This window comes from Paenibacillus graminis, from assembly GCF_000758705.1.
Taxonomy (GTDB): domain Bacteria; phylum Bacillota; class Bacilli; order Paenibacillales; family Paenibacillaceae; genus Paenibacillus_AQ; species Paenibacillus_AQ graminis.
In genome coordinates this window covers 1,623,858-1,645,923 of the sequence record NZ_CP009287.1, presented here as the reverse complement: position 1 = coordinate 1,645,923, position 22,066 = coordinate 1,623,858, and the positions used below count along the sequence as shown (strand labels likewise).

Below are 22,066 nucleotides of genomic sequence, written 5' to 3'. Positions count from 1 at the left end.
CAGAATATATATATTGCCTTATAGACACGGCTGTACCGCCCCCTGAAGGACGGTACCACAGTGTTGAACCTATTGCCGGATGCGTGTCTCTAACAAGGAACAAGGCCAGCTCAATAACCGGCCTTGTCCCTTGTTCATTATTGTAATGCAAGAAACGTCAAGTTAGTATTACTCGGTAGGAACTTTAATTGTTCCATCGATGATTTGTTTAGTATATTCGTCAACCTTGGCAAGAATATCAGCCGATACGTTAGCCTTTGAAGTTTCAGGAAGGCCAACACCGTTGTCTTTCAGACCCAGTACAGTTGTAGTGCCGCCTTTGAAGGTTCCGTCAACAACCTGTTGGGAAACTTTCTTAACTGCTTCGTCTACACGTTTGATCATGGAAGTCAGGGTTACATCATCGCCAAATTCCAGGGATTGGTCTTTATCTACACCGATTACCCATACTTTGGTGCCGCCAGCCTTGTTACGGGACTTAGCTTCGTTGAATACGCCGTTGCCAGTTGCGCCGGCAGCCGGGAAGATGATGTCATTGCCAGCATCGTACAGGGTAGCAGCCAGGGATTTACCAATATCAGGCTTGTCATAAGCGCCCGCATACGTAATGGTTACTTTAGCTTTAGGGTTTACAGCTTCTACGCCAGCTTTGAAGCCAACTTCAAACCGTTTGATTACCGGGCTTTCCGCACCGCCAACAAAACCTACTTTGTTGGTTTTTGTAGTCATACCTGCAACCACACCAACCAGGAAGGAGCCTTCGTTTTCGGAGAAGGTTACGGACTCAACGTTAGGAGCTTCTACCACGCTGTCGATAATCGCAAGGTTAGCTTTCGGATTCTCAGTCGCAACCTTCTTAATAGCATCGCCAAGGTCAAAACCGATACCCCAAGTCAGGTTATAGCCGCCTTTAACGAATTGGTTCAGGTTTGGCTCGTAGTCTGCATTGGATTTACTCTGCAGATACTTGATTTCAATACCGGTTTCCTTTTCAAGAGCCTGCAGAGCTTCCCAAGCAGATTGGTTAAACGATTTGTCGTTTACGCCGCCTACGTCGGTAACCATACCTACTTTAACGTCTGTTTTTGGAGCATCGGTTGGCGCTTCTGTTGCTTCAGCTGGCGCATTAGTTGCTGTCCCGCCGTTAGTGCCCGCTGCGTTGCCGGAGTTGTTATTGTTTCCGCAACCTGCCAGAATGACAGTGAATGCCAGCAACATAACAAGCGAAAGTTGGTAAAGCTTTTTCATTGAGTGTGATCCCCCTTAAGAAATTGGATGTCTTCTGTGTTCTGCTTGGACATACCATTAAGTCAAATTATAACTGGTAAAAAACCTAAAATCCAGTCCATTAATGACCTCAGGTCAATAATAATTTGCATTTTTCCACAAGAAATCGTTTACCATTACATTGTATGTCAATAAGATGATCAAACCATGTCAGAAACCCTCGATTTGGCTTGATTTACTTCAGCACATTATATATTATTGCACAGTTATGAGTTTTCTATTATCATGAATGATTACATATTGTAAAAAAGGGAGCACTGTATCATGGATGATCAAAACCAACCCCAAGCAGCACCGGACTTCAAATACTGCCGGGAATCCCGCGTGTTCAAAACAAGCCGTGTATTCCCGAATGATGTCAATAACCATAAGACGCTGTTCGGCGGCAAGCTCATGAGTACGATTGACGAAGTAGCCTCCATCTCTGCAATGCGCCACTGCCGCACGAATGTCGTAACAGCCTCTGCGGACTCTGTTGACTTTCTCCTGCCCATTAGGCCCACTGATTCTGTGTGTTTCGAATCCTTCGTCTCCTGGACAGGCAGAACCAGCATCGAAGTCTTTGTCAAAATCATTTCGGAAAACCTGTACACCGGCGAACGCGCAGTTGCCGCTACCTCCTTCCTCACCTTTGTAGCTGTCCATGAAGACGGCACACCGGCTCCGGTACCCCACATCGTCGCCGAGACCGACGAAGAGAAGCTCATCAGCGCCTCGGCAGACCAGCGTTCTGAGCTGCGCAAGATCAGAAGAACCAGCAGCAAATTGCTGGCGTCCCAACTGAGCACAACGAAATACTGGGAGTAGTCCCCCGTCAGTATGCCGGAGTCATGCCGCACCGTGCCCGGCACCTTCCCGCAAAGCAGGGCGTGTCCACTGTTCCCGGTCAGGCAATACACCTTCAAACGCCCAAAAAAAAGCACCGTCGCACGGGATATCCCGCAGGCGGTGCTTTTCGGTTACTTCTAATGCTTACGCGTTGATCTTCTCTTTGGCTACTACAGCCAGTGAGTTGAATGCGTTAAGGTCGTTTACTGCCAGGTCAGCCAGCATCTTGCGGTTCACTTCTACGCCAGCCAGTTTCAGACCGAATACCAGCTTGCTGTAGGATAGGCCGTTCAAACGGGCTGCAGCGTTGATACGAACGATCCACAGTCTGCGGAAGTTACGCTTAGTCTGACGACGGTCACGGTATGCATACAGCATCGATTTCATTACCTGCTCGTTGGCAGTTTTGAAAATGCGGTGTTTGGAACCGAAATAACCTTTTGCCAGTTTCAATACTTTTTTATGTCTACGACGAACTACAAATCCGCCTTTAACTCTTGCCATATTAATAAACCTCCCAAAAATGTGTGATAAAACTATTTCAAGTTAGCGAGTCCTTGTTTCAAGCGTCTTACATCCCCAGGGGCCATAACCGGATTGCCGTTCAGAACGCGTTTTGCACGTTTGGATTTGTGGGAAAGCAAATGATTCTTGTGAGCTTTGTAACGCAGTACTTTGCCGGATCCGGTAATCTTGAAACGGCCTTTCAGACTGCTGTGAGTTTTCATTTTAGGCATGGTGTTTCCTCCTTGAATATTATGCGGCGCCAAATTGCTGTGCAAGTGACTCCAAATTTATTGGGCTTTGGGAGCCAGGATCATAATCATGCTGCGTCCTTCCAGCTTGGGCTGGCGTTCTACAACAGAGATATCTTCCACTTCGCTCTTTACACGTTCCAAAATCTTCTGGCCGATGCTGGCGTGGGTAATCTCACGTCCACGGAAGCGGACAGAGCATTTCACTTTGTCACCTTCGCCCAGGAACTTGATAACGTTGCGGAACTTGGTCTGATAATCATGTTCCTCGATATTGGCACGGAACCAGACTTCCTTGATATCCACGATCTTCTGGTTCTTGCGTGCTTCCTTCTCTTTCTTCTGCGTTTCATAACGGAACTTGCCGTAATCCATGATGCGGCATACCGGCGGTTTCGCCTGCGGTGCTACGTTGACTAAATCCAGATTAAGATCAATCGCCATCTGCAACGCTTCGCGGATCGGTTTGATACCGATTTGCTCGCCTTCCGCTCCAACCAGCCGAACCTCTTTGGCCCGAATTTCATCATTGATCATATGTTCCTTACTGATAATACTCCACCTCCGGATCTACTTGGGAAATCATTTCTGCGGTTCTCCATAAAAAAGGGGTGCCGGTAACTCCCGACACCCCGTTTGATCAACGTTCATGAATTATAACATCCATAAAGCATTGAGATCAAAACCAGCTGGCGTAGGCCAGTCAGGTGAGAAGCCGGTGCTTCTGCTTGCAATCCCTATGTTTTGCATACTTGAATACTATACACCACTCAGCAAACTGTGTCAACAGCTGCAAGTACACTTTTCGAAAAGTTACTGCTATCAGGAAACCTGCTTGCTCTGCACTTCCTCAAGCCGCACGACACGCGTATGCTTCGTATGGCTCCATTGCTTGTTGTTCTGCGTAAAGAACGCATAGAACGTGATGGGGTACCAGGAAATCAGGTAGACAGGGAAGACCAGCAAGTACAGATAGACCTTTTTGAATTTGACCTTCTCCAGAGCCATTGCAAGCACGAAGGTCAGGATATTGGCACCTACCGCGAAATAGCTGAGCCACAAAGGCAGCTTGCCATAAATGTTGGCGATATGCGGACCTCCGAACATGGAGTTGTCGACCCACATTACAGCCGTCATCAGGAAGGTCAGCAGCACGATGTAGACATTGGCACCGTACAGCGCCAGGTCAAACTTCGTGAGGCTGCGTTCTTTAATGCTTTGCCACAGCAACGGAAAAAAATATCTGCGTGCTACTGTGAAGTGGCCCTGCATCCAGCGCAGACGCTGTCTGGACGAAGCCTTGAAGGTCAGCGGCTTTTCGTCAAATACTTTGGCGTCATAGTTGAACTTGGGATAGACACCCTTAGAGGCGCTCCGCATCGTAAACTCCAAATCCTCTACCAGGCTTGTCGCTCCCCAGCCCATTTCCTTCAGCAGATTGGTCTCGAAGCACATACCCGTTCCGCCAAGGAAATTCGCCATATTCAGGTTGTGGCGCGAGAGCTGCCAGAGACGGTTGATGTACCAGTAGGATACACCATAAGCAGCTGTAATCCAGGAATCCTCCGGATTCTTGGTATCGATGTAGCCTTGAATAACCCGTGCGCCCGAGCAGAGATCATTGTTCATCTCTGTCAGGAATTCCGTATGGGCGAGGTTGTCGGCATCAAACATTACGACGGCGTCGTACTGCCGCGGCATAGCCCACAGCTCCTTGAGCATCCATTCAATCGCATATCCCTTGCCGCGCAGGTTGGTGTTGGTGCGGACACAGGCATTCATGCCGTGCTCTCTTACAATTCTTGCCGTACCATCCGTACAGTTGTCGCAGATAACAAATACATCGTACAGTTCCTGGGGATAATTAAGCTGTTTCAAGTTCTCCATCAGCGCGCCGACGACTTCTTCCTCGTTGTGTGCGGCAACCAGTACAGCAAATGATTTTTGCGGAGCAAACTGTGCCTTCTTCTTTTTCTTGTGCAGTCCAAATAAAGAAAACGTAAACTGATAGACTGCAATTGCCGCCAAGATCACTTGGAGCGTAACAAACAATGCGTCTGTCATGACCTTTGATGCCCCCTTTTCGAATCTTGATGTTCTTTTTGTTTTTCTCTCTCTCTGGCATTGCTAACGTTCTTTCTGACCCTTTTGTTGCATCCCTTACAGTAAGACCACTAGATTCCCTTTTGGCTAAGGCAGGCTTGCCTGTATATTTATCGCGTCAAAAGATATATGTCCGGAGCCGGAACTGCGGCTCCCTATTTCTCTGTTACCTTTTAAACGCGTTCCGCCTGCTTGAATCATTGTAAGGTGTAAGTGGCTGTGAAGTCAAAACTGGCATTTTCCGAGCTTACCCGAGCTTTTTCTTGAAATGGACTACCTTAAAAAAGTATGATAAAGACAGCTTTATGGCATAGACCGGGTTGCTGCAGCTGCGCCAATTATCTTCAGCCGGACTATCGGAGGGACAAGATATGAGACAATTATTCATGAAACTGCATCTCTTGGAGCGGCGCCTGTTCAAGTGGATCAACGGACGATTGCATAACCCATTCCTGAACTTCTGGCTTTATTATCTGACTCATCTGGGCGGGGCCACAAGTGCCATCGGTATTAATCTGCTGATCTGGGCACTGACCCCCCAGCCATTGAGAACTGTAGGGCTGCAGGCCCTCATCGCCTTGGCCATCAGTCATCTGCCTGTTGCCATCGCCAAGAGGCTCTACCCGCGGGTGCGGCCGTATCTGGCGCTGCCAGGCACGAATACGTTCCATAATCCGCTCAAGGACCACTCATTTCCCTCAGGCCATACTACAGCTATCTTCGCTTCTGCAGTTCCTTATATGGTGGCCTTTCCTGTCCTGACCGCCATACTGCTGCCACTGGCCTGCATTGTCGGATTTTCGCGGATCTATCTTGGGCTGCATTATCCGTCAGATGTTGTCGCAGGTGCGGTTATAGGCTCTGGCGTCGCTGCAGGCACCATTGCCCTGTGGTTCTAACGCCTGTGATGGAACGGCGAATATCATTCACGAAAACAGGTGAATTATACATTGCGCAAAAAAAGAGTACTATTGCTGTCGGAAGGTTTCGGCGCAGGGCACACGCAAGCAGCTTACGCATTATCGAGCAGCCTGCGCAAATTGTCGCCTAATCTGCAAACAAAGGTGCTGGAGCTTGGAAGTTTTCTGAATCCCAAATTGGCGCCTCTGATTGTATCGGCATACCGAAAGACGGTGACATCCCAGCCCAGGCTGATGGGATATGTGTACCGGCACCAGAAATCATTTAATCGTCTTACCACGCTTGCCCTGCACCGCATTTTTTATACACATACGCAAAATATTATGAAGCAGCTGAAACCGGACATTATAGTCTGCACCCACTTCATTCCCAGTGCCGTAGTTTCCCGCCTCAAACGGCTGGACCCGGCCTTCAAGGTTCCGCTGGTCACGGTCATCACTGACTACGATGCACATGCCACCTGGATCAGCCCTGAAGTGGACCGGTATCTGGTGTCCACTCCCGAGGTCAAAACCAAGCTGCGCTACCGAAACGTCGCTGCAGCTAAAATCCAGGTCACCGGAATGCCGGTCCATCCGAGCTTCTGGGAGCATCCGGGCAAAGCGGATATTCTGAAGCAATTCAGCCTGCAGGATATGCCGACCGTGCTGGTTATGGGCGGAGGCTGGGGCATGATGAACGACGAAGTCATCAACGCAGCCTTGGCTGGATGGCGTGATAAGATCCAGATTATTTTTTGCCTGGGCAAAAATGAGAAGCTGCTGCGCGAGATGCAGGAGAATTCGCTCTACAGCCATCCCAACATCTCCCTGACCGGCTTCACGCGTGAAATTGACAAGCTGATGGAGATCTCCGATCTGCTGGTCACGAAGCCGGGAGGAATGACCTGCAGCGAAGGCCTGGCCAAGGGTATACCCATGCTGTTCTATGACCCGCTGCCCGGCCAGGAAGAGGAGAACTGCCGTTATTTCACGGCGGCAGGACTGGGCGAACCGGTATCTTCACTGAAGGTGGTTGACAGGTGGATGGAACGGCTGCTCTACTGCTATGATGAGGTGAAGGACAGACGGCAAGAGCATTTGGAAGAAATCGCCCGCTTCCATCCCTTGCAGAGCGCCCAAAGCATTATTGATATGCTGGAATAGCACCGGCAAGAACAGCGATCCTAAGCAATGATATAGTTTATGAAGATCAAAACGGCTGCACCCTCCTTCGCCGGACAGTGCAGCCGTTTTTGATTGTAAGCTTAGGGTTCCTGCTGACCCTAATCCGCTCTCGCCATGGTGAAACGATCCTTCCCCCATCGTCCAGCCTTCCTGCTTGGATCATCTCAAGCGGGAAGGTGGAACTTAAGTTCCACCTTCCCGCTTTCCAGCAAATAATAGATGGAAAAAGGATAACTAATTGGCTCAGTACCATGTATTCCGCAGATTATAGTGGAAAAAGGTACACTAATTCAGCTCATTTCGCCGTTGTCGGAGTAATACAGCCCCATTAAGTTTCTTTTTTCCACTTTAATCTCTCGGTTGTTAAATTTCGGGAAAAATAAGTTCCCTTTTTCCCACTAGCCGCTTGTTCACCGGCTCTTCGCAAGAGCTGGTCAGAAATAAGATTCTACTCCGACTGATCCACAGCTATTCGGGTAAATTCCAATTCTTGATCCCGTTACTCCCTATTCAGAGCTTTTAGCATCCATTCCATCCATTACAGACGGTACTTGTCCAGGCGGGTGGCCTGGTAGCGTTCCAGTGCTTCTGTACCGACAATGGCCTCGCAGCGGTGAATATTAACTCCACGGCCGAAAAATTTGGTTTCATATTCAGTCATGACATGCTCCTCGTTCATTACTCCGTCCGGATGCAGATCAAGAGAAATATTCTTCATTTGCAGACCATAGTCAGCAAAAGCATTCAGGGAGAACTCAAACAGGCTGCGCGAGTCTGTCTTCAGGTGAATTTCGCCAAGCGGGCTCAGCAGGCCGCGGTATTTGTCGAGAAACCGCGGATGGGTCAGGCGGCGGCGCGCATGTTTGCTCTTGGGCCATGGATCGCTGAAGTTCAGGTAAATGCGCTCCAGCTCTCCGGGCGCAAACACTTCCTCCGCATAGTTAATATTGGCGAGCGCCACTCTAAGGTTAGGCGGCGTCTCCTGCCCTGCCGGTTCCCAGGCTGCCCGGGCCTTCTCTGCCGCACGGCGGATCAGTTCATCGTACATATCTACGCCGATAAAGTTAATATCGGGATATTTGAAGCTCATCTGGCTGATGAACTGCCCCTTGCCCATGCCAAACTCCACATGAATGGGATGATCGTTGCCGAACAGTTCTGACCAGCGCCCCTTCAGGCTGCGTGGATCGAGGATGACCAGGTCGGTCTGCTCTTCCAGACTTTCGCGTATTCCTTTTCTTCCGCGTAAACGCATAAGGTATTCCTCCGCTTTCTCTAATACGTACACTGTCACTTGCAATATTGTGCCGAACTTGTCCGCAAAAGTAAAGGGATTTCACCGAAAAAAAAAAGGAATTCTCCGCCTGGCCTGGTACGGCCGGACGAAGAACTCCCTTTTGTTGTATTTGGAATTGGGGTCCATTGTCTCGTGCAATTCTAGTCTACTTGGCAGAAGACTTAAAATCAAATGTCTTCTCGAAAGCATTGCGGATCTTGCGCTGTGCTTCAGTCTTGATCTTGTGATTGCCGTTAAATTCAACGCCCGTAAGCGCCAGCGCTTCGTCGGGAGTCAGCTGCACATCAATAGAGCCTTTTCCTTCGGCATAAGCCGTTTGAGAATTCATCGTGATCACCTCTTCAATGTATTATGAACCTTGCGACACGAAATTATGAATTCATGAGATAGAAATTATGTTGGCTGCAGCGGCTTTTTTACAACCTAAATATAACACAATGTGTAAGCATTAGCAAGATGAAAACGCTATTATTCCGGCCTATTTTCCGCCTCAATTGCAGCGGTCTTAATGTTACGTTCACCGCTGATTTTTGATACAATGGAAAGGTTAAGTAGAAACGGCTTCGTCTCCTTACAAGAGACGGTTCGTTTCAGCGGGTAATATAAGGATATTGAAGGCGTGGAACTGATAAATCCTTATATTTTAGAGAAAGGAGTACTGCATGTCCAACCTTCTACAGACCTCCTCTCCACTGCTGTGGGGGGATAAACGTTTCCATACCTGGAATTATGAAATGCGTGAACATATGGACACCAAAGTGTTCAAAGTCATGCTTGATGCCGGCTTTACCTGTCCCAACCGGGACGGCTCCATCGCCAAAGGAGGCTGTACCTTTTGCAGTGCCAGAGGCTCCGGGGATTTCGCCGGCAGCCGGCGCGACGATCTGGTGACCCAGTTCAATAATGTACGGGACAGACAGCATTTGAAATGGCCGGATGCCAAATATATCGGTTACTTTCAGGCTTATACGAACACATATGCTCCGGTCGAGGAACTCAGAGAATATTATGAAATCATTCTGCAGCAGCCGGGCGTAGTCGGCCTGTCCATCGCTACGCGTCCCGACTGCCTCCCTGATGATGTGGTCGAATACCTGGCTGAACTGAACCAGCGGACCTATCTCTGGATCGAGATGGGCCTGCAAACCATTCATGACTCCACCTCTGAGCTGATTAACCGGGCACATGATACGCAGTGCTACATTGACGCTGTCCAGAAGCTTCGCCGCCACGGCATCCGCGTCTGCACGCACATTATTCACGGCCTGCCGCAGGAAACTCATGAAATGATGCTGGATACAGTGTCCGCAGTGGCGAACATGGACGTGCAGGGCATCAAAATCCATCTGCTGCACCTGATGCGCAAAACGCCGATGGTGAAGCAATATGAAGCCGGCCTCCTGCGTTTTCTGGAGAAGGATGAGTATGTGAAGCTGATCGCCGATTCACTTGAGCTCCTTCCACCGGAAATGATTGTGCACCGCCTGACCGGCGACGCCCCGCGCGATCTGCTGGTCGGTCCGGTGTGGAGCCTCAAGAAATGGGAAGTGCTGAACGCGATTGATGATGAATTGCTTGCCCGGGATACCTGGCAGGGTAAATACTGGAGGAAGAGCTAATGGGCTTTATGTCGGTCCTTAGCTTTGCTCATAAATTAACAGAGGGCCGCCTTCAGCCGGGCGGCCGGGCGATTGACGCCACCGTGGGCACCGGTGCCGACACGCTGTTCCTCGCCAAGACGGCCGGGCCGCGCGGCGGGGTGTACGGCTTCGACATCCAGCCTGCGGCGCTGGCTCTGGCCGGAGAGCGCCTGCGGCTGGCCCGGGAGGAGGCGCAGGCGGCGCTGTCTCCCGTAACGCTGCTGCTGCAGAGCCATGCAGCAATGGCAGAAGCCGTTCCGCCGGACTGGCGCGGAACGGTCTCGGCGGTGATGTTCAATCTCGGCTATCTGCCCGCGGGCGATGCCGACAAGACCATCATCACCGAGCCCACGGGCACGCTGGCCGCGCTGGAGGCCGCACTCGCGCTGCTGCGGCCGGGCGGCATCATCACGGCCGTCCTCTATCCCGGCCACGAAGGCGGGGATCAGGAAGCCGCCGCCGTGGAAGCATGGGCGGCGGGCCTTCCGTCCCGCCAGGCGCAAGCCATCGTCTACCGCCAGCTCCAGCGGGCCTCCGCCCCGTACACACTGGCGATCGAGAAGAAAAAAGGAGCTGATCTGTAAGTGGCCGTAACCAAGATGGAGCACATTGGCATCAAAGTGGACAATCTGGAGCGTTCGCTGCAATTTTACCGGGAGGTCATCGGGTTAACCGTGCGCAGCATTCTGGGCGAAGCGGGGGACGGGGTGCGCCTGGCTTTTCTGAGCTTTCCCGGACAGGCCAGTGTAGAGGTAGAATTGATTGAACGGGTGTTTGAAGGCCTGCCCCGGGAAGGAAGAGTAAGTCATGCCGCCTTCACGGTAGATGATATTGAGGAAGAGCACAGAAGAATTGCCGCGCTAGGCATACCTGCCCTAACCGGGATTTCAACGCTGCCGAACGGCAGCCGCTATTTCTTTTTTGACGGGCCGGATGAAGAGAAGCTGGAGTTCTTCCAATCTGTACAAAACAAATAAGCGAACCCATTATTCTACAATTAGGAAGGAAGAGATGCAGTGATGACTAAGCCTTATCCTTTAAAATTTCAGCCGGAGTTCAAAGAACGTGTATGGGGAGGCCGGGCCCTGGAGAAATTCGGCCTGGAGCTGCCGGAAGGCCATATTGGCGAAGGATGGATGATTGCCGATCATCCCAATGGCACCTCTTCAGTGCTCAATGGCGAGCTGGCTGGACAAGGATTGGATCAGATCCGCGAGCAGTTCGGCCATGAATGGTTCGGCAGCAAGGGCAGCCCCAAAGACGGCGGCCGGTTCCCGCTGCTGATCAAGCTGCTGGACTGCAATGACAATCTGTCTGTGCAGGTGCATCCGACGGATGATTATGCAGGATTGCCAAAGGGAGAACTGGGCAAAACAGAAATGTGGTACGTGCTGGACGCCAAACCGGGCGCCAAAATTATCTACGGCCTTAAAGACGGCGTAACCCGCGAAAGTCTGCGTGAGGCGCTGGAAAGCGGTACGGTTATGGACAGCATGCAGGAAATCACAGTCTCCGCCGGTGACGCCTTCTACATCCCGGCCGGAACCGTTCACGCGCTCTGCGCCGGAGTGGTTGTAGCGGAAATTCAGCAGAACTCCGACACTACATACCGGATTTACGACTACGACCGTCCGGGTCTGGATGGCAAACCGCGTGAGCTTCATATCGAGGATTCGCTTAACGTAACCGCTTATGAAGGCGCAGGCGCAACCTCCATGAAGACAGATGGCGCTGTGGCCGGAGAGTGGCTGCAGATTGCCGCTTCCCCCTACTTTATTGTAGAAAAAGGCGTCGTAAACGGAGAATGGAGCCTCTCCACCACACCGGACAGCTTCACCATTCTCGTAGTCTGCGAAGGCAGCGGGCATCTGACCTGGGAAGGCGGCTCCCAGCCTTATTCCGCCGGAGAATGCTACCTGCTTCCGTCCACCCTTGGGGCTTACGGAATCGAAGGCCACTCTACGGTGCTGCGTTCCTATCTGCCATAAGCCATGCCCCGCCGGCATAGTATAACGGGTAAGGTTCCAAGCTTAGGTCCATGCTCCCGAACGGGTGTTGCAGGAAGATTTGATCGTGTGTCCGTTTTGCTGTTACATTAACGCTCATCTCCAAGAAGTATGGCTCACAGAACTAAGCCTATGCTTCCGAAGTAAGTTTTGTACGCAGCAATCTCCAGAAGTATGGCTCACAAAACTTTTAGGAGGAACGGTATGAGGGAAAACACTTTTAAGATGACCGATCCGCTGGGCGTCGCCATTCATGTGTATGAATGGCTGCCGGAACCGGAGGCTCCGGTCAGGGGGATTGTCCAGATTGCCCACGGCATGTGTGAGACGGCTGCCCGGTATGCCCGGTTTGCAGCGGCTCTTACAGGAGCAGGCTATGCGGTATATGCCAATGACCACCGCGGCCATGGGCTAACTGCAGGCCGGGTTGAACTGCTCGGCGATACCGGCGAGAATGGTTTCTACTGGATGCGGCGCAATCTGCTCCAGCTCGGCGGAATCGCCCGCTCCCGGCATGAGGGCCTGCCGATCTTCCTCCTAGCCCACAGCATGGGCTCCTTTCTCGCACAAAAGCTGATGTGCGAGGAAGGCCGTGACATCTATGCCGGATTTATTCTCAGCGGCACCAACGGGCCGCGCACCATGCTCCGGATCGGGGAATCACTGGCGGGACTGCAATTCAGGCTGCAGGGGATGCGCCACCGGAGTGTTCTGCTGAATGGGATTGTGTTTGGTCCATATAACCGGTCCTTTACCCCAGTGAGAACCGCCTTTGACTGGCTGAGCAGTGATACGCAGGAGGTGGACCGCTTTATAGCCGATCCATTCTGCGGAGCGATTTGCACCACCCGGTTCTTCCGCGATTTCTTCCGGCTGCTGCGGGATATCCATTCCCGGGAAACACTGGTTACCCTCTGCAAGGATAAACCTGTATACTTGTTTGCTGGAGCCAAAGACCCGGTCGGTATGAACGGTCAAGGCGTGCTGCGACTGGCAGAGATCTACCGGGAGCATGGAATTTCAGATGTGGAATACAGGCTGTATCCGGAAGGCAGGCATGAAATGCTCAACGAGGTCAACCGGGATGAGGTGACTGCGGATGTGCTGGACTGGCTCGTCCGGCATCTTCCGGCGGAATCACTGATGCTTCAGCCGGTTGCTCCTTAGTATCAGGCAAAAACGTATAAAAGACAGGCTCTCCGTCCGTTACGGAAAGCCTGTCTTTGTATTTTTCCGCTATAAATCTACTAATGCTCCATTTTTTAACATACCAAATGTGATATGATTCTCTTGTACAACAATGTTCATGAGCAGCAGGCGCACTCCCTAGAGGAGGTGGAGGTAATGGACGTTAAAGATGCTATTACCCTAATGTTCATGTTCGGTATGTTCATATTGGCACTGCTTGGCTACATTAAAAAGAAATAGACCGCCCCTGTAAGGTAACGGTCTACTCCAACCAAATAAAACGGGACGACCGGCTGCTCTTCAGCAGTGGTTGTACAACGGGGCTGTGCTGGTGACACAGCTCCTTTTTTTATTGTATTATAGCACAACCCATTTTATTACATAAATTCCGAGGCGGAACGAACCTCTGCCAATGTCCCCCCTAATCCATATTGAAGCACTTTCTGCGGCCCCTTGTGCCCGCTGCGGCGGAGCCCTTTATCAAGGAAGCCTGCTCTGGAGTAGAGGCTTGCAGCAGCGATATTCCGCGCGTTGACAGCAAGTACAATTTCGCGGACCAAAGGAAAATGGGTTCTGATGAAGCCGGGCAGCTGCTCCATTGCAGCTCTGGCCAATCCCTGCCCTTGGCTCGCATAGTTAATCAGGAACGCACGCAGCAGTATGGCCCCGGTTGTATTCGGGTAAAAGTCCGCAATCCCCTCTCCACGGTGAAGGATAAAAAAGCCCACAGCCTGTTCCTTCCGGGCAATGACGACAGCCGATTTATCGGGGTTGGCTAAAGCTTCAGACAAAGTCTCTTCCGGCAATCCGGTGAACGCTGCCTGCTCCGGCGGCAGCTCAAAGGCAAGCAGGTCTTCCTTGTACTTTTCTTCATATAAACACAAAAAAACAGCAGTGTTCATTCTCTCTCTCCTTCCCCGCCCGATTAAGAGCGCGCCTTCCTACAAAGGCAGCGCATAATATTGCGCCCGCTGGCTCTCGTCCTGCTGGTACATGACGATCAGCAGGGTGCTTCCGCCGGCATCCGGCAGAGCTTCCGCCAGAGCGGTGGAACTCTTGTCCGCGGCCGCAAGCGGCATCGCGGCTAATAATGCCGTGTCCGCAGCCCCCGTCTTAGCGGCAGCAGCTGCCGTGCCTGCCTCCATGCCGCCTGCCGGACTGAAGTTGTCCGGTATACCGCCAGCCTGTCCGGCCCCTTCAGCTTCCGCAGCGGCTGCCGGGTCAAAGCGCAGTCCGCTGATCGAGTCCAGCACGGCTTCCAGACGGAACGGGAGCACTTCGAGCACGGTGAACTTTTGCAGCTCCCGCTCGCTGAACCCCGCCTCCGCCAGCTTGGCGGAGAGACGCTCCGGATGACCGGCGATCTCCTTCATATAATGGGACCACTCCGGCTTGTCCAGCGTGATATCCCACCAGATCTTGCGCGGCTTATATTTGTGGCCCAGGAAATAATCCAGCTTCATCAGCCCGTTGATAATGTCCATGGCTTCCGTTCCACGGTCCGTGAGAAAGGCATGCAGCCGGGTGAACAGATCCTCCAGCTGATGGCCGATCTTCTGCCAGCCCCGCGCCTCCCAGTAATCGCCGAACTCCTGGAAGAAATCGAACGGCGATTCGAACACATGGCGGATCAGATATTTAACCGAGTGATCCAGCCTGTGGCTGTTCCAATATTTCTCCAGCACATCCTCCAGCCGCTTGAGGCGGATAATGTCGGAGAACGGCATCACATGGCTGCTCAGAATCTCATATGGGGCATGCTCCATATACGTATAGTTGTATTTGGCTGCCTGGGCACGCAGCCCGGTGCCGCGCAGCATTTTGAGGAATCCGAGCTGGAGCTCTTCCGGCTCCATGGCAAATACATCGTTGAACGTCTTGCGGAAGGTGGCATAATCCTCCTGCGGCAGCCCCGCAATCAAATCGAGATGCTGGTCGATGTTGCCGCTGGCTTTGATTTTCATGACAGTGCGGGACAGCTTGGTGAAGTTCTGGCGGCGTTTGACCAGCTCATTCGTCTCGTCATTGGTGGATTGCACACCTATTTCGAAACGGAAGATGCCCGGAGGTGCGTTCTCGGCAAGGAAATCCAGCACCTCCGGACGCATTATATCCGCTGTAATCTCGAACTGGAACACACAGCCCTGATGGTTGTCGATCAGGAACTGGAACATTTCCATCGCGTAATTGCGGTTGATATTGAAGGTGCGGTCGAGAAATTTGATGACTTTGGCACCATTCTCGATCAGATAGAGCAGATCTGATTTCACCCGCTCAATATCATAGTACCGCACACCCACCTCAATGCTGGACAGGCAGAACTGGCAGTTGAACGGGCAGCCCCGGCTGGTCTCAAAATAAACAATCCGCTTGCCGAGATCCGGCAGATCATCCGGGAACCGGTGCGGGGACGGCAGGGTGTTCAGATCGCTTTTGGGACGCGGTGGATTGACGATCAGCTCTTCGCCCTTGCGGTAAGCAGCTCCATAGACAAAATGAAACTTGCGGTCATCCCGCAGCTCCTGGAGCAGATGGTGGAAGGTCTCTTCCCCGTCGCCGTTCACGACAAAATCAATCCCGGCTTCCCGCTGCATCCAGTAAAGGGGCTCATATGATACTTCCGGCCCGCCCAGTACAATCATCACCTCAGGCATCACTTGCTTGAGAATCCCGACCACCTTGACAGTCTCTTCAATGTTCCAGATATAACAGGAAAACCCGATCACATCCGGTTTCTTCTGGAATAGGTCGGACACGATATTCATCACGGGATCTTTGATGGTATATTCCGCCAAATGGATATCCTGAAACTCATGCTCGCTGTATGCCTTCAGAAGGCGGATCGCGAGCGAGGTATGAATATATTTGGCATTTAATGTAGCCAGGATGATTTTCATGCCTGATAACCTTCTTTACATTTCATTTTGAAAAAATTCCAGGAACGGCTTGCCGTATTTGCGGTATTTCACTTCACCGACCCCTTTGACTCTCAGCATTTCCGCTTCCGTCTGCGGACAAACCACGCTCATCTCGCGCAGGGTCGCATCATTGAAAATAATGTAGGACGGCACATGCTCGCGCCCCGCCAGCTCGCGGCGGATCAGGCGCAGCTGCTCGAACACCGTCTCATTAACCGCCGACGGCGACAGATCGCGCACGCGGCTGCGGTCCCGCCCGCCGGAGCTGCCTCCGGTGCTGCGCACCCGGGCCACCCGCTGCAGGACCTGGCGCTGGCCGCGCAGCACTTCGGCGGCCAGCGGCTGCAGCCGCACCACAGGATACTGGCCTTCCGATAAGGCCAGATATCCTTCCGAGATCAGCACATTGATGCTCTCGGTAATCTCTTTCTCGGTGCGGCTGGACATGGCTCCGTGGGTAGGCAGATTCTCGAAGCCGTACTGCAGCACCTTCTGGTTGCGGGAGCCCTTCAGGACGGAGGATACCAGCGCGACACCATAGCGTTCACGCATACGGTGGATGCAGGAGAATATCTTCTGCGCATCCACGGTCATATCCACCAGCTCACGTTCATCCGTGCAGGAGCTGCAGATTCCGCAGGGCTTGTCCCCGTGCTCCTCGCCGAAATAATCCAGCTGGGCGCTGCGCAGACAGCGGGTGGTATAGCAATAATCAATCATCTGCTGAAGCTTGCGGTATTCATTGGCCTTGCGGTCCGTGTCCTGCGGATTCTGCTCGATCAGGAACTTCTGCGTCATAATATCCTGCGCACTGAAGAGCAGGATACACTGGCTGGGCTCTCCGTCCCGCCCGGCACGGCCCGCTTCCTGTACGTAGGCCTCCATATTTTTGGGCATATTGTAATGGATGACATAACGGACATTCGACTTATCGATCCCCATCCCAAAAGCGTTGGTGGCGACCATGACGCGGATATCGTCATAGAGAAAACCTTCCTGGCTCTCCGCCCGCTCCTGGTCGCTCATCCCTGCATGGTAACGTCCGGCGGCGATGCCGGAAGCCTGCAGCCGCTGATACAGATCATCCACCTCTTTGCGGGTGGCGGCATAAACGATGCCCGGCTGATGGGAGTGCTGTGCCGTATAATCCAGCACGAACTCGCGTTTGTTCTCTCCGCGCAGCACTGACATGGCCAGATTATCACGGCCCAGTCCTGTCATGAATACGCCTGGCTGGCGAAGCCGCAGCAGCCGGACCATGTCTTCCATAACCTCGGGTGTAGCCGTTGCGGTAAAGGCGGCAAGAATCGGCCGTTCCGGCAGCTCGTTCACAAAGGGGGAAACCGCCAGATAACTGGTCCGGAAGTCATGTCCCCATTGGGAGACACAGTGGGCTTCGTCCACCGCGACACACGAGATGGACAGTCCGGCCATTTCCAGGCGGAACCAGTCCAGTTCCAGCCGCTCGGGCGCCACGTATAGCAGCTTCAGCTCTCCCCGGCGCGCCGCACGTATGCGTTCATTCACTTCTTTGCCGCTCAGTGTGCTGTTGATATAGGCGGCCGGAATTCCCGCCGTGGTCAGCGCGTCCACCTGGTCCTTCATCAGTGAAATCAGCGGGGAAATGACCAGCGTAAGTCCCGGCAGCAGCAATGCGGGAACCTGATAACATATGGATTTCCCGCCCCCCGTCGGCATGATCCCGAGCGTGTCGCGTCCCTCCAGCAAATTCATAACGATTTTTTTCTGGCCCTCCCGGAAGTCGGGATAGCCATAATATTTTTGCAGTTCAGCCTGCGCCTGTTCCATGGTAGGTGCTTGCATCTTCATCTCTATCATAACTCCTTAAGACTTTCTATCTTTAGTTTACCGGGCAAAGGGGTATTGAGCAACCGCCGGAAGGATAATTCCAGCCTCCCCCTTTCAGGTTCAGCCTCTCCGGTTTACATAAAAAAACCTTTTCTAAGCAACACTTTATACTGATCTTCCAAACGGTCAGCCCCAAGGAGGCGGTCAAATGCAAGCTTGGAAAGAGAAATATGTTTCATATATCAAAAACCAAAAGCAGCCGTCCCCCCCACCATCTGAACCGGGCGGGGAAAAGCTTAGTCTCAGCCTGTCAGCCAACCTGGAAAAGCTGCTTCACGGGCTCGGCCAGAGCGGAGATCTGGTCGTGCGCGAGTTCCTGCTGTTCGGCCGCTACCAGGCAGCGCTTGTGTTCTTCTCCTCCCTTGTCAATCAGGAGCAGATTCAGGAGCATATCCTGAAACCGCTTATGGCCCGTTCTAATGATCATCCCGGACTTCCGGACAAGCTCACTGAGCTGTACCATTATATCTGGAATGCAGCGGTTCAAGTCACACAGGGAACCACCGCAGAAGAATTGTCCGCACTGCCTTCCGAAATCGTCAAAGGCCAGTTGATTCTGCTGACAGAGGGTTCGGCTGAAGCCCTTGTACTGGACATGCGGCAGGTGGACACCCGTGGTGTAGACCAGCCGCAGACGGAACAGGTAATTCGGGGACCAAGGGAAGGTTATGTAGAGAAGCTGGAGAACAATCTCTCCCTTCTGCGCTATCGGCTGCAGAGTACGGATTTCCGGATTGAGATCAGTCCAATCGGATCACGAACCCAATCACGGGTAGCCTTATGCTATCTGGACAGTTTGGCCGATCCGAAGCTGGTAGCCGAGGCGATGCGCAGAATTTCAATTATTCAAACCGACGGCATCATTGATGCGGGTTACATTGAACAATTCATTGAGGACCAGCCGTTATCTCCTTTTCCGCAGGTTCAGAGCACAGAGCGGCCGGATAAAACGGTAGCCGCTTTGCTCGAAGGCCGGGTTGCTATCCTGGTAGACGGTTCGCCCTTCGCCCTGATCGTTCCGGCCCTGTTCAACCAATTCTTCCAAACGATAGATGACTACACCGAGCGGTTTATTATGGGCAGCCTTATTCGCATAATCCGTCTAATCGCCCTGGCCTTTTCCCTGTTTTTCCCGGCTTTATATGTGTCGGTAATTTCCTTTAACCCGGAGCTGATGCCTACCGATTTCGCTGTAGCCATCTCCGGGGGGCGCGCTGGCGTGCCCTTCCCGGCGGTGCTGGAGGTGCTGATTATGGAGGTATCTATGGAGGTGCTGCGCGAGGCTACCATCCGTCTGCCGCAGATGATTGGCGGAGCCTTGTCTATTGTCGGTGTGCTCGTTATCGGCCAGGCAGCGGTGGCCGCCGGACTGGCCAGTCCAATCACTGTGGTGATTGTTGCGCTGACGACTATCGGCTCTTTTGCCACACCCGCTTATAACGCGGCGATTGCACTGCGTATGCTGAGGTTTCCGCTGATCCTTCTGGCTGGGATGTTCGGACTCTATGGTGTGATGATCGGCACCATCCTGATTATCAACCATCTGTTGTTCCTCGAATCCTTTTCTGTACCCTATATGTCTCCGTACATTCCCGGCAAATGGCGCGATTGGAAGGACTCACTCGTGAGAGCCCCTTTGTGGTGGATGCACAGCCGCCCCAGCTTTCTGCATACCCGGGATAACACCAGGCTTCCTGCCTCCATTCCCGGGAATTATACACAACAGATTCTTCAGCAGGGAGGAGAGACAAATGAACAATTCCCGGCAGATCACAACACTGCGGGCGGCAGCCGTAATCAGTAGCACCATTATTGGCATAGGGATTCTCAGCTTTCCCCGTTATATGGCCGATGCCGGAGGCAGCAGCGCACCTTTGGTTGCTTTTACCGGTGCCCTGATCTCCTTCTTCAGCTTCTGGCTGCTGGCCGCGCTGTGCCGGCGCTTCCCCAAAGAATCGCTGTTTGTGTTCAGCCGCCGTCTAATCGGCCGTCCGCCGGCAATGTTCTTCACTTTGATCATTTGGCTTATCTTCTTATGGCTTACCGGCCTTACCGCCCGTCAGTTCGGAGATGTCGCCACGAGTGTGCTGTTCAATAAAACACCGATTGAAGCGACCATTTTTTTGATGCTGCTGATCTGCCAGCTGTCAGCCCGAAGGAATATCATCAAGTTTTCCTACATTCATTTCTTCTACCTGCCGCTGATCATTGGTCCGGTGCTCATAACCATCCTGATTTCTATGAGCGATGTCGACCTGCTGAATCTTCAGCCTGTCCTGACGGCTCCTTCAGCCTCCTTTTGGAAAGGCGCCCTTGAAGCGAGCTATCTGTTCCAAAGTTCCTTTATCATCACGCTGCTGGTTCCTTTTATGCAGTTGCCCAAGCAGGCTGTGCGTGCAGGAGCAATTGGTATTTTTGCAGCCGGAGCCGTATATCTGCTGATTGTTATCGCCTCCGTAGGCATGTTCGGTGCGGAAGAAACCAAGCTGCTGATTTATCCCACACTGGAAACCGCCCGTTCGGCGGTCATTGGAGACGGTTTTTTGGAACGGCTGGATGCCCTGTTCATTGTCATATGGGTGATCTCTGTCTTCACCACTATCTATACTACCTACTATCTGGCCGCTTATCTTCTGCAGAACTTGCTTGCGTTCAGGGATCAGCGGATGACCTCCAGTGTACTGCTCCCTTTGGTTTTTGCCATTGCTATGCTCCCAAAGAATGTTTTTGAGACCTACACATGGACCCTCCTTCTGGGGAAAGCATCCATGATCCTGATGGTGGGCTACCCCGCTCTGTTATGGGCCGTATACGGGGTCCGCCGTTTCCACAAGAAGGTGATCCCATGAACAGACTGCTGCGGAAAATAAGCGCTGGTTGGATGGCGGCTGCCGTCATCAGTCTTTTTCTTACCGGATGCTGGGATCAAGTAGAAATTGAGGACCGGGCGCTGGTGCTTGGATTATCCATTGATACCGCCCCCCCGGAAAAGGCAGGCCAGGAAGAAGAGGTCACCCATCTTTCGGATACTCCGTTGCCGGAGGAAATGATCAGCGTCACAGCGCAGATCGCCGTGCCCGGACGTGTGCCGCTGGGGCCGGGAAGCGGAAGCAGCGAGGACGGGAAGACAAGCCCGGTGTGGGTGGTTACGGTGACAGGGCATACGCTTGATGATGCTATGAATAATTTGCAGCAGCAAATCGCCGACCCGCGCTATCTCGTGCATTTGCGGGTGATAGTCATCAGCGAAGAGATCGCCCGGGGGAAGATGGACGATCTTAATGATTATCTCCGGCGCAATCCCGAAGTCCGGCGCAGAACCTGGCTGCTGGTATCCGAAGGCCGGGCTGAGCAGTTTATGGATGTCACCCCCCCGCTGCAGCGTGTCCCTACGCTCTATGTTCTTTCCATGATGGAGAAAGCTGTTACTTCGGGCAAGTTTCCTCCCGATTATATCGGCTCCTACTGGTCGGCAGATTCCAAGTGGGGACAAAGCGAATATCTGCCCTATGTGGCACTGCGCAACAAAGACAATGTACTGATTAACGGGTTGGCCTATTTCAGCCGGGGCAAAATGGTCAACACCACAAAACCGCTGGAAATCGGCGCGTTCATGGCGGTCCAGGGAATGGACCCGGGCGGGTATTCCGCTCTTTTCAAAACAAGGGAGCTTGGTATAGTCATGACCAAAACTAATGAACGATACTCAAAGACCCGCAGCTCCATCCAGAACGGCAAACCCGTTCTAACCTATGACATTTATCTCGAAGGAGACTTGGACGAGCACTTTCATAGCGCGAAGCCTGCCGATTCCTCCGCAAGACTGTATGAGATTGAGCAAGAATTCAATAAGAATGTTCAGAAATTGACCCATAATCTGATCCGGCAGACCCAAAGGGACCATGCGGATATTTTTGGAATGGGCGAGATTATCCGCGCGCACCACCCTGCCTACTGGAAGGAGCATATTCATGAAAAAGACGATTGGGAGGAGCTCTATGGCAGTATCACTGTGAATGTTAATCTTACTCTGCATCTGCGGAGAGTCGGACTTAAAGAGACATAGGAGTGTTTGAGCCGGTTTAGCC

At 52.5% G+C, this 22,066-nt stretch carries 22 protein-coding genes; 12 read left to right on the top strand and 10 right to left on the bottom strand.

What is annotated here, in order from left to right; translation table 11 throughout:
• Positions 1 to 168 precede the first annotated feature (168 nt).
• Positions 169 to 1,248: a BMP family lipoprotein gene (locus PGRAT_RS07100; RefSeq protein WP_025703421.1), complete on the bottom strand. Its 1,080-nt coding sequence runs from the start codon at positions 1,246 to 1,248 to the stop codon at positions 169 to 171.
• A 303-nt stretch (positions 1,249 to 1,551) separates the two neighbouring features.
• Here PGRAT_RS07100 and PGRAT_RS07095 point away from each other — a divergent pair, with 303 nt between their 5' ends.
• Positions 1,552 to 2,094: an acyl-CoA thioesterase gene (locus PGRAT_RS07095; protein ID WP_025703420.1), complete on the top strand. Its 543-nt coding sequence runs from the start codon at positions 1,552 to 1,554 to the stop codon at positions 2,092 to 2,094.
• Between the two features lie 165 nt (positions 2,095 to 2,259).
• Here the strand turns inward: PGRAT_RS07095 and rplT are convergent, their stop codons facing one another.
• The 4 genes from rplT to PGRAT_RS07075 all read right to left on the bottom strand — a co-directional run bounded on the left by rplT (position 2,260) and on the right by PGRAT_RS07075 (position 4,934).
• Positions 2,260 to 2,619 (bottom strand): 50S ribosomal protein L20, encoded by a 360-nt coding sequence (gene rplT / locus PGRAT_RS07090; RefSeq protein WP_025703419.1) that lies wholly within the window; start codon positions 2,617 to 2,619, stop codon positions 2,260 to 2,262.
• A 32-nt stretch (positions 2,620 to 2,651) separates the two neighbouring features.
• Positions 2,652 to 2,852 (bottom strand): 50S ribosomal protein L35, encoded by a 201-nt coding sequence (gene rpmI / locus PGRAT_RS07085; protein ID WP_019912828.1) that lies wholly within the window; start codon positions 2,850 to 2,852, stop codon positions 2,652 to 2,654.
• A gap of 57 nt (positions 2,853 to 2,909) precedes the next feature.
• Entirely contained in the window at positions 2,910 to 3,407 is a 498-nt protein-coding gene (infC, locus tag PGRAT_RS07080) for a translation initiation factor IF-3 (RefSeq protein WP_020427376.1), read from the bottom strand.
• Between the two features lie 285 nt (positions 3,408 to 3,692).
• Positions 3,693 to 4,934: a glycosyltransferase family 2 protein gene (locus PGRAT_RS07075; protein ID WP_025703418.1), complete on the bottom strand. Its 1,242-nt coding sequence runs from the start codon at positions 4,932 to 4,934 to the stop codon at positions 3,693 to 3,695.
• A gap of 410 nt (positions 4,935 to 5,344) precedes the next feature.
• Here PGRAT_RS07075 and PGRAT_RS07070 point away from each other — a divergent pair, with 410 nt between their 5' ends.
• Positions 5,345 to 5,872, top strand: coding sequence for a phosphatase PAP2 family protein (locus tag PGRAT_RS07070; RefSeq protein ID WP_025703417.1), 528 nt, complete (start codon positions 5,345 to 5,347; stop codon positions 5,870 to 5,872).
• A 51-nt stretch (positions 5,873 to 5,923) separates the two neighbouring features.
• A complete protein-coding gene (locus PGRAT_RS07065; RefSeq protein WP_036702938.1) occupies positions 5,924 to 7,039 on the top strand; it encodes a UDP-N-acetylglucosamine--LPS N-acetylglucosamine transferase in 1,116 nt (371 codons plus the stop codon).
• Positions 7,040 to 7,598: 559 nt separating this feature from the next.
• On the opposite strand, the gene trmB is transcribed toward PGRAT_RS07065, so the two are convergent.
• Positions 7,599 to 8,315: a tRNA (guanosine(46)-N7)-methyltransferase TrmB gene (gene trmB, locus PGRAT_RS07060; RefSeq protein ID WP_025703416.1), complete on the bottom strand. Its 717-nt coding sequence runs from the start codon at positions 8,313 to 8,315 to the stop codon at positions 7,599 to 7,601.
• A gap of 187 nt (positions 8,316 to 8,502) precedes the next feature.
• Positions 8,503 to 8,685, bottom strand: coding sequence for a hypothetical protein (locus PGRAT_RS07055; protein WP_025703415.1), 183 nt, complete (start codon positions 8,683 to 8,685; stop codon positions 8,503 to 8,505).
• Between the two features lie 334 nt (positions 8,686 to 9,019).
• Here PGRAT_RS07055 and mnmL point away from each other — a divergent pair, with 334 nt between their 5' ends.
• The 6 genes from mnmL (at position 9,020) to PGRAT_RS34875 (ending at position 13,431) form a co-directional block, all read left to right on the top strand.
• Positions 9,020 to 9,976 (top strand): tRNA modification radical SAM protein MnmL/YtqA, encoded by a 957-nt coding sequence (gene mnmL / locus PGRAT_RS07050; RefSeq protein WP_025703414.1) that lies wholly within the window; start codon positions 9,020 to 9,022, stop codon positions 9,974 to 9,976.
• The gene (gene mnmM, locus PGRAT_RS07045) at positions 9,976 to 10,581 is read left to right on the top strand and encodes a tRNA 5-(aminomethyl)-2-thiouridylate-methyltransferase MnmM (RefSeq protein WP_042266273.1); all 606 of its coding nucleotides are present in this window, start codon (positions 9,976 to 9,978) and stop codon (positions 10,579 to 10,581) included. Before mnmL ends, mnmM begins: the two co-directional genes overlap by 1 nt.
• A complete protein-coding gene (locus tag PGRAT_RS07040) occupies positions 10,582 to 10,974 on the top strand; it encodes a VOC family protein (RefSeq protein ID WP_042266270.1) in 393 nt (130 codons plus the stop codon).
• A gap of 42 nt (positions 10,975 to 11,016) precedes the next feature.
• On the top strand, positions 11,017 to 11,985 hold the full coding sequence (locus PGRAT_RS07035) for a type I phosphomannose isomerase catalytic subunit (protein ID WP_025703637.1): 969 nt from the start codon (positions 11,017 to 11,019) through the stop codon (positions 11,983 to 11,985).
• A 222-nt stretch (positions 11,986 to 12,207) separates the two neighbouring features.
• A complete protein-coding gene (locus PGRAT_RS07030; RefSeq protein WP_025703638.1) occupies positions 12,208 to 13,170 on the top strand; it encodes an alpha/beta fold hydrolase in 963 nt (320 codons plus the stop codon).
• Between the two features lie 114 nt (positions 13,171 to 13,284).
• A complete protein-coding gene (locus PGRAT_RS34875; protein ID WP_425311837.1) occupies positions 13,285 to 13,431 on the top strand; it encodes a putative holin-like toxin in 147 nt (48 codons plus the stop codon).
• A 137-nt stretch (positions 13,432 to 13,568) separates the two neighbouring features.
• On the opposite strand, the gene PGRAT_RS07025 is transcribed toward PGRAT_RS34875, so the two are convergent.
• From PGRAT_RS07025 to recQ, 3 genes are read right to left on the bottom strand one after another with little or no spacing between them, the layout of a single operon-like run.
• On the bottom strand, positions 13,569 to 14,093 hold the full coding sequence (locus PGRAT_RS07025; protein WP_042266267.1) for a GNAT family N-acetyltransferase: 525 nt from the start codon (positions 14,091 to 14,093) through the stop codon (positions 13,569 to 13,571).
• A 39-nt stretch (positions 14,094 to 14,132) separates the two neighbouring features.
• Positions 14,133 to 16,088: a B12-binding domain-containing radical SAM protein gene (locus PGRAT_RS07020; protein ID WP_042266265.1), complete on the bottom strand. Its 1,956-nt coding sequence runs from the start codon at positions 16,086 to 16,088 to the stop codon at positions 14,133 to 14,135.
• 15 nt (positions 16,089 to 16,103) lie between these two features.
• Positions 16,104 to 17,939: a DNA helicase RecQ gene (gene recQ / locus PGRAT_RS07015; protein ID WP_042266264.1), complete on the bottom strand. Its 1,836-nt coding sequence runs from the start codon at positions 17,937 to 17,939 to the stop codon at positions 16,104 to 16,106.
• A gap of 187 nt (positions 17,940 to 18,126) precedes the next feature.
• Here recQ and PGRAT_RS07010 point away from each other — a divergent pair, with 187 nt between their 5' ends.
• Genes PGRAT_RS07010 through PGRAT_RS07000 form a run of 3 tightly spaced genes read left to right on the top strand, consistent with a single transcriptional unit; the run spans position 18,127 to position 22,044 of the window.
• Entirely contained in the window at positions 18,127 to 19,782 is a 1,656-nt protein-coding gene (locus tag PGRAT_RS07010; protein ID WP_081954737.1) for a spore germination protein, read from the top strand.
• On the top strand, positions 19,730 to 20,827 hold the full coding sequence (locus PGRAT_RS07005; protein WP_025705180.1) for a GerAB/ArcD/ProY family transporter: 1,098 nt from the start codon (positions 19,730 to 19,732) through the stop codon (positions 20,825 to 20,827). The genes PGRAT_RS07010 and PGRAT_RS07005 overlap by 53 nt, the downstream gene beginning before the upstream one ends.
• Positions 20,824 to 22,044: a Ger(x)C family spore germination protein gene (locus tag PGRAT_RS07000; RefSeq protein WP_025705181.1), complete on the top strand. Its 1,221-nt coding sequence runs from the start codon at positions 20,824 to 20,826 to the stop codon at positions 22,042 to 22,044. The genes PGRAT_RS07005 and PGRAT_RS07000 overlap by 4 nt, the downstream gene beginning before the upstream one ends.
• Positions 22,045 to 22,066 lie beyond the last annotated feature (22 nt).

Bases quoted from the DNA above. Each gene is read 5' to 3' on its own strand.
- PGRAT_RS07000 (WP_025705181.1), top strand. From the start codon at position 20,824: ATGAACAGACTGCTGCGGAAAATAAGCGCTGGTTGGATGGCGGCTGCC.
- PGRAT_RS07025 (WP_042266267.1), bottom strand. From the start codon at position 14,093: ATGAACACTGCTGTTTTTTTGTGTTTATATGAAGAAAAGTACAAGGAA.
- recQ (WP_042266264.1), bottom strand. From the start codon at position 17,939: ATGAAGATGCAAGCACCTACCATGGAACAGGCGCAGGCTGAACTGCAA.
- PGRAT_RS07035 (WP_025703637.1), top strand. From the start codon at position 11,017: ATGACTAAGCCTTATCCTTTAAAATTTCAGCCGGAGTTCAAAGAACGT.
- rplT (WP_025703419.1), bottom strand. From the start codon at position 2,619: ATGGCAAGAGTTAAAGGCGGATTTGTAGTTCGTCGTAGACATAAAAAA.
- PGRAT_RS07010 (WP_081954737.1), top strand. From the start codon at position 18,127: ATGCAAGCTTGGAAAGAGAAATATGTTTCATATATCAAAAACCAAAAG.
- infC (WP_020427376.1), bottom strand. From the start codon at position 3,407: ATGATCAATGATGAAATTCGGGCCAAAGAGGTTCGGCTGGTTGGAGCG.
- PGRAT_RS07075 (WP_025703418.1), bottom strand. From the start codon at position 4,934: ATGACAGACGCATTGTTTGTTACGCTCCAAGTGATCTTGGCGGCAATT.
- PGRAT_RS07030 (WP_025703638.1), top strand. From the start codon at position 12,208: ATGAGGGAAAACACTTTTAAGATGACCGATCCGCTGGGCGTCGCCATT.
- PGRAT_RS07100 (WP_025703421.1), bottom strand. From the start codon at position 1,248: ATGAAAAAGCTTTACCAACTTTCGCTTGTTATGTTGCTGGCATTCACT.
- PGRAT_RS07070 (WP_025703417.1), top strand. From the start codon at position 5,345: ATGAGACAATTATTCATGAAACTGCATCTCTTGGAGCGGCGCCTGTTC.
- PGRAT_RS07055 (WP_025703415.1), bottom strand. From the start codon at position 8,685: ATGAATTCTCAAACGGCTTATGCCGAAGGAAAAGGCTCTATTGATGTG.
- mnmM (WP_042266273.1), top strand. From the start codon at position 9,976: ATGGGCTTTATGTCGGTCCTTAGCTTTGCTCATAAATTAACAGAGGGC.
- mnmL (WP_025703414.1), top strand. From the start codon at position 9,020: ATGTCCAACCTTCTACAGACCTCCTCTCCACTGCTGTGGGGGGATAAA.
- rpmI (WP_019912828.1), bottom strand. From the start codon at position 2,852: ATGCCTAAAATGAAAACTCACAGCAGTCTGAAAGGCCGTTTCAAGATT.
- PGRAT_RS34875 (WP_425311837.1), top strand. From the start codon at position 13,285: ATGATTCTCTTGTACAACAATGTTCATGAGCAGCAGGCGCACTCCCTA.
- PGRAT_RS07020 (WP_042266265.1), bottom strand. From the start codon at position 16,088: ATGAAAATCATCCTGGCTACATTAAATGCCAAATATATTCATACCTCG.
- trmB (WP_025703416.1), bottom strand. From the start codon at position 8,315: ATGCGTTTACGCGGAAGAAAAGGAATACGCGAAAGTCTGGAAGAGCAG.
- PGRAT_RS07005 (WP_025705180.1), top strand. From the start codon at position 19,730: ATGAACAATTCCCGGCAGATCACAACACTGCGGGCGGCAGCCGTAATC.
- PGRAT_RS07095 (WP_025703420.1), top strand. From the start codon at position 1,552: ATGGATGATCAAAACCAACCCCAAGCAGCACCGGACTTCAAATACTGC.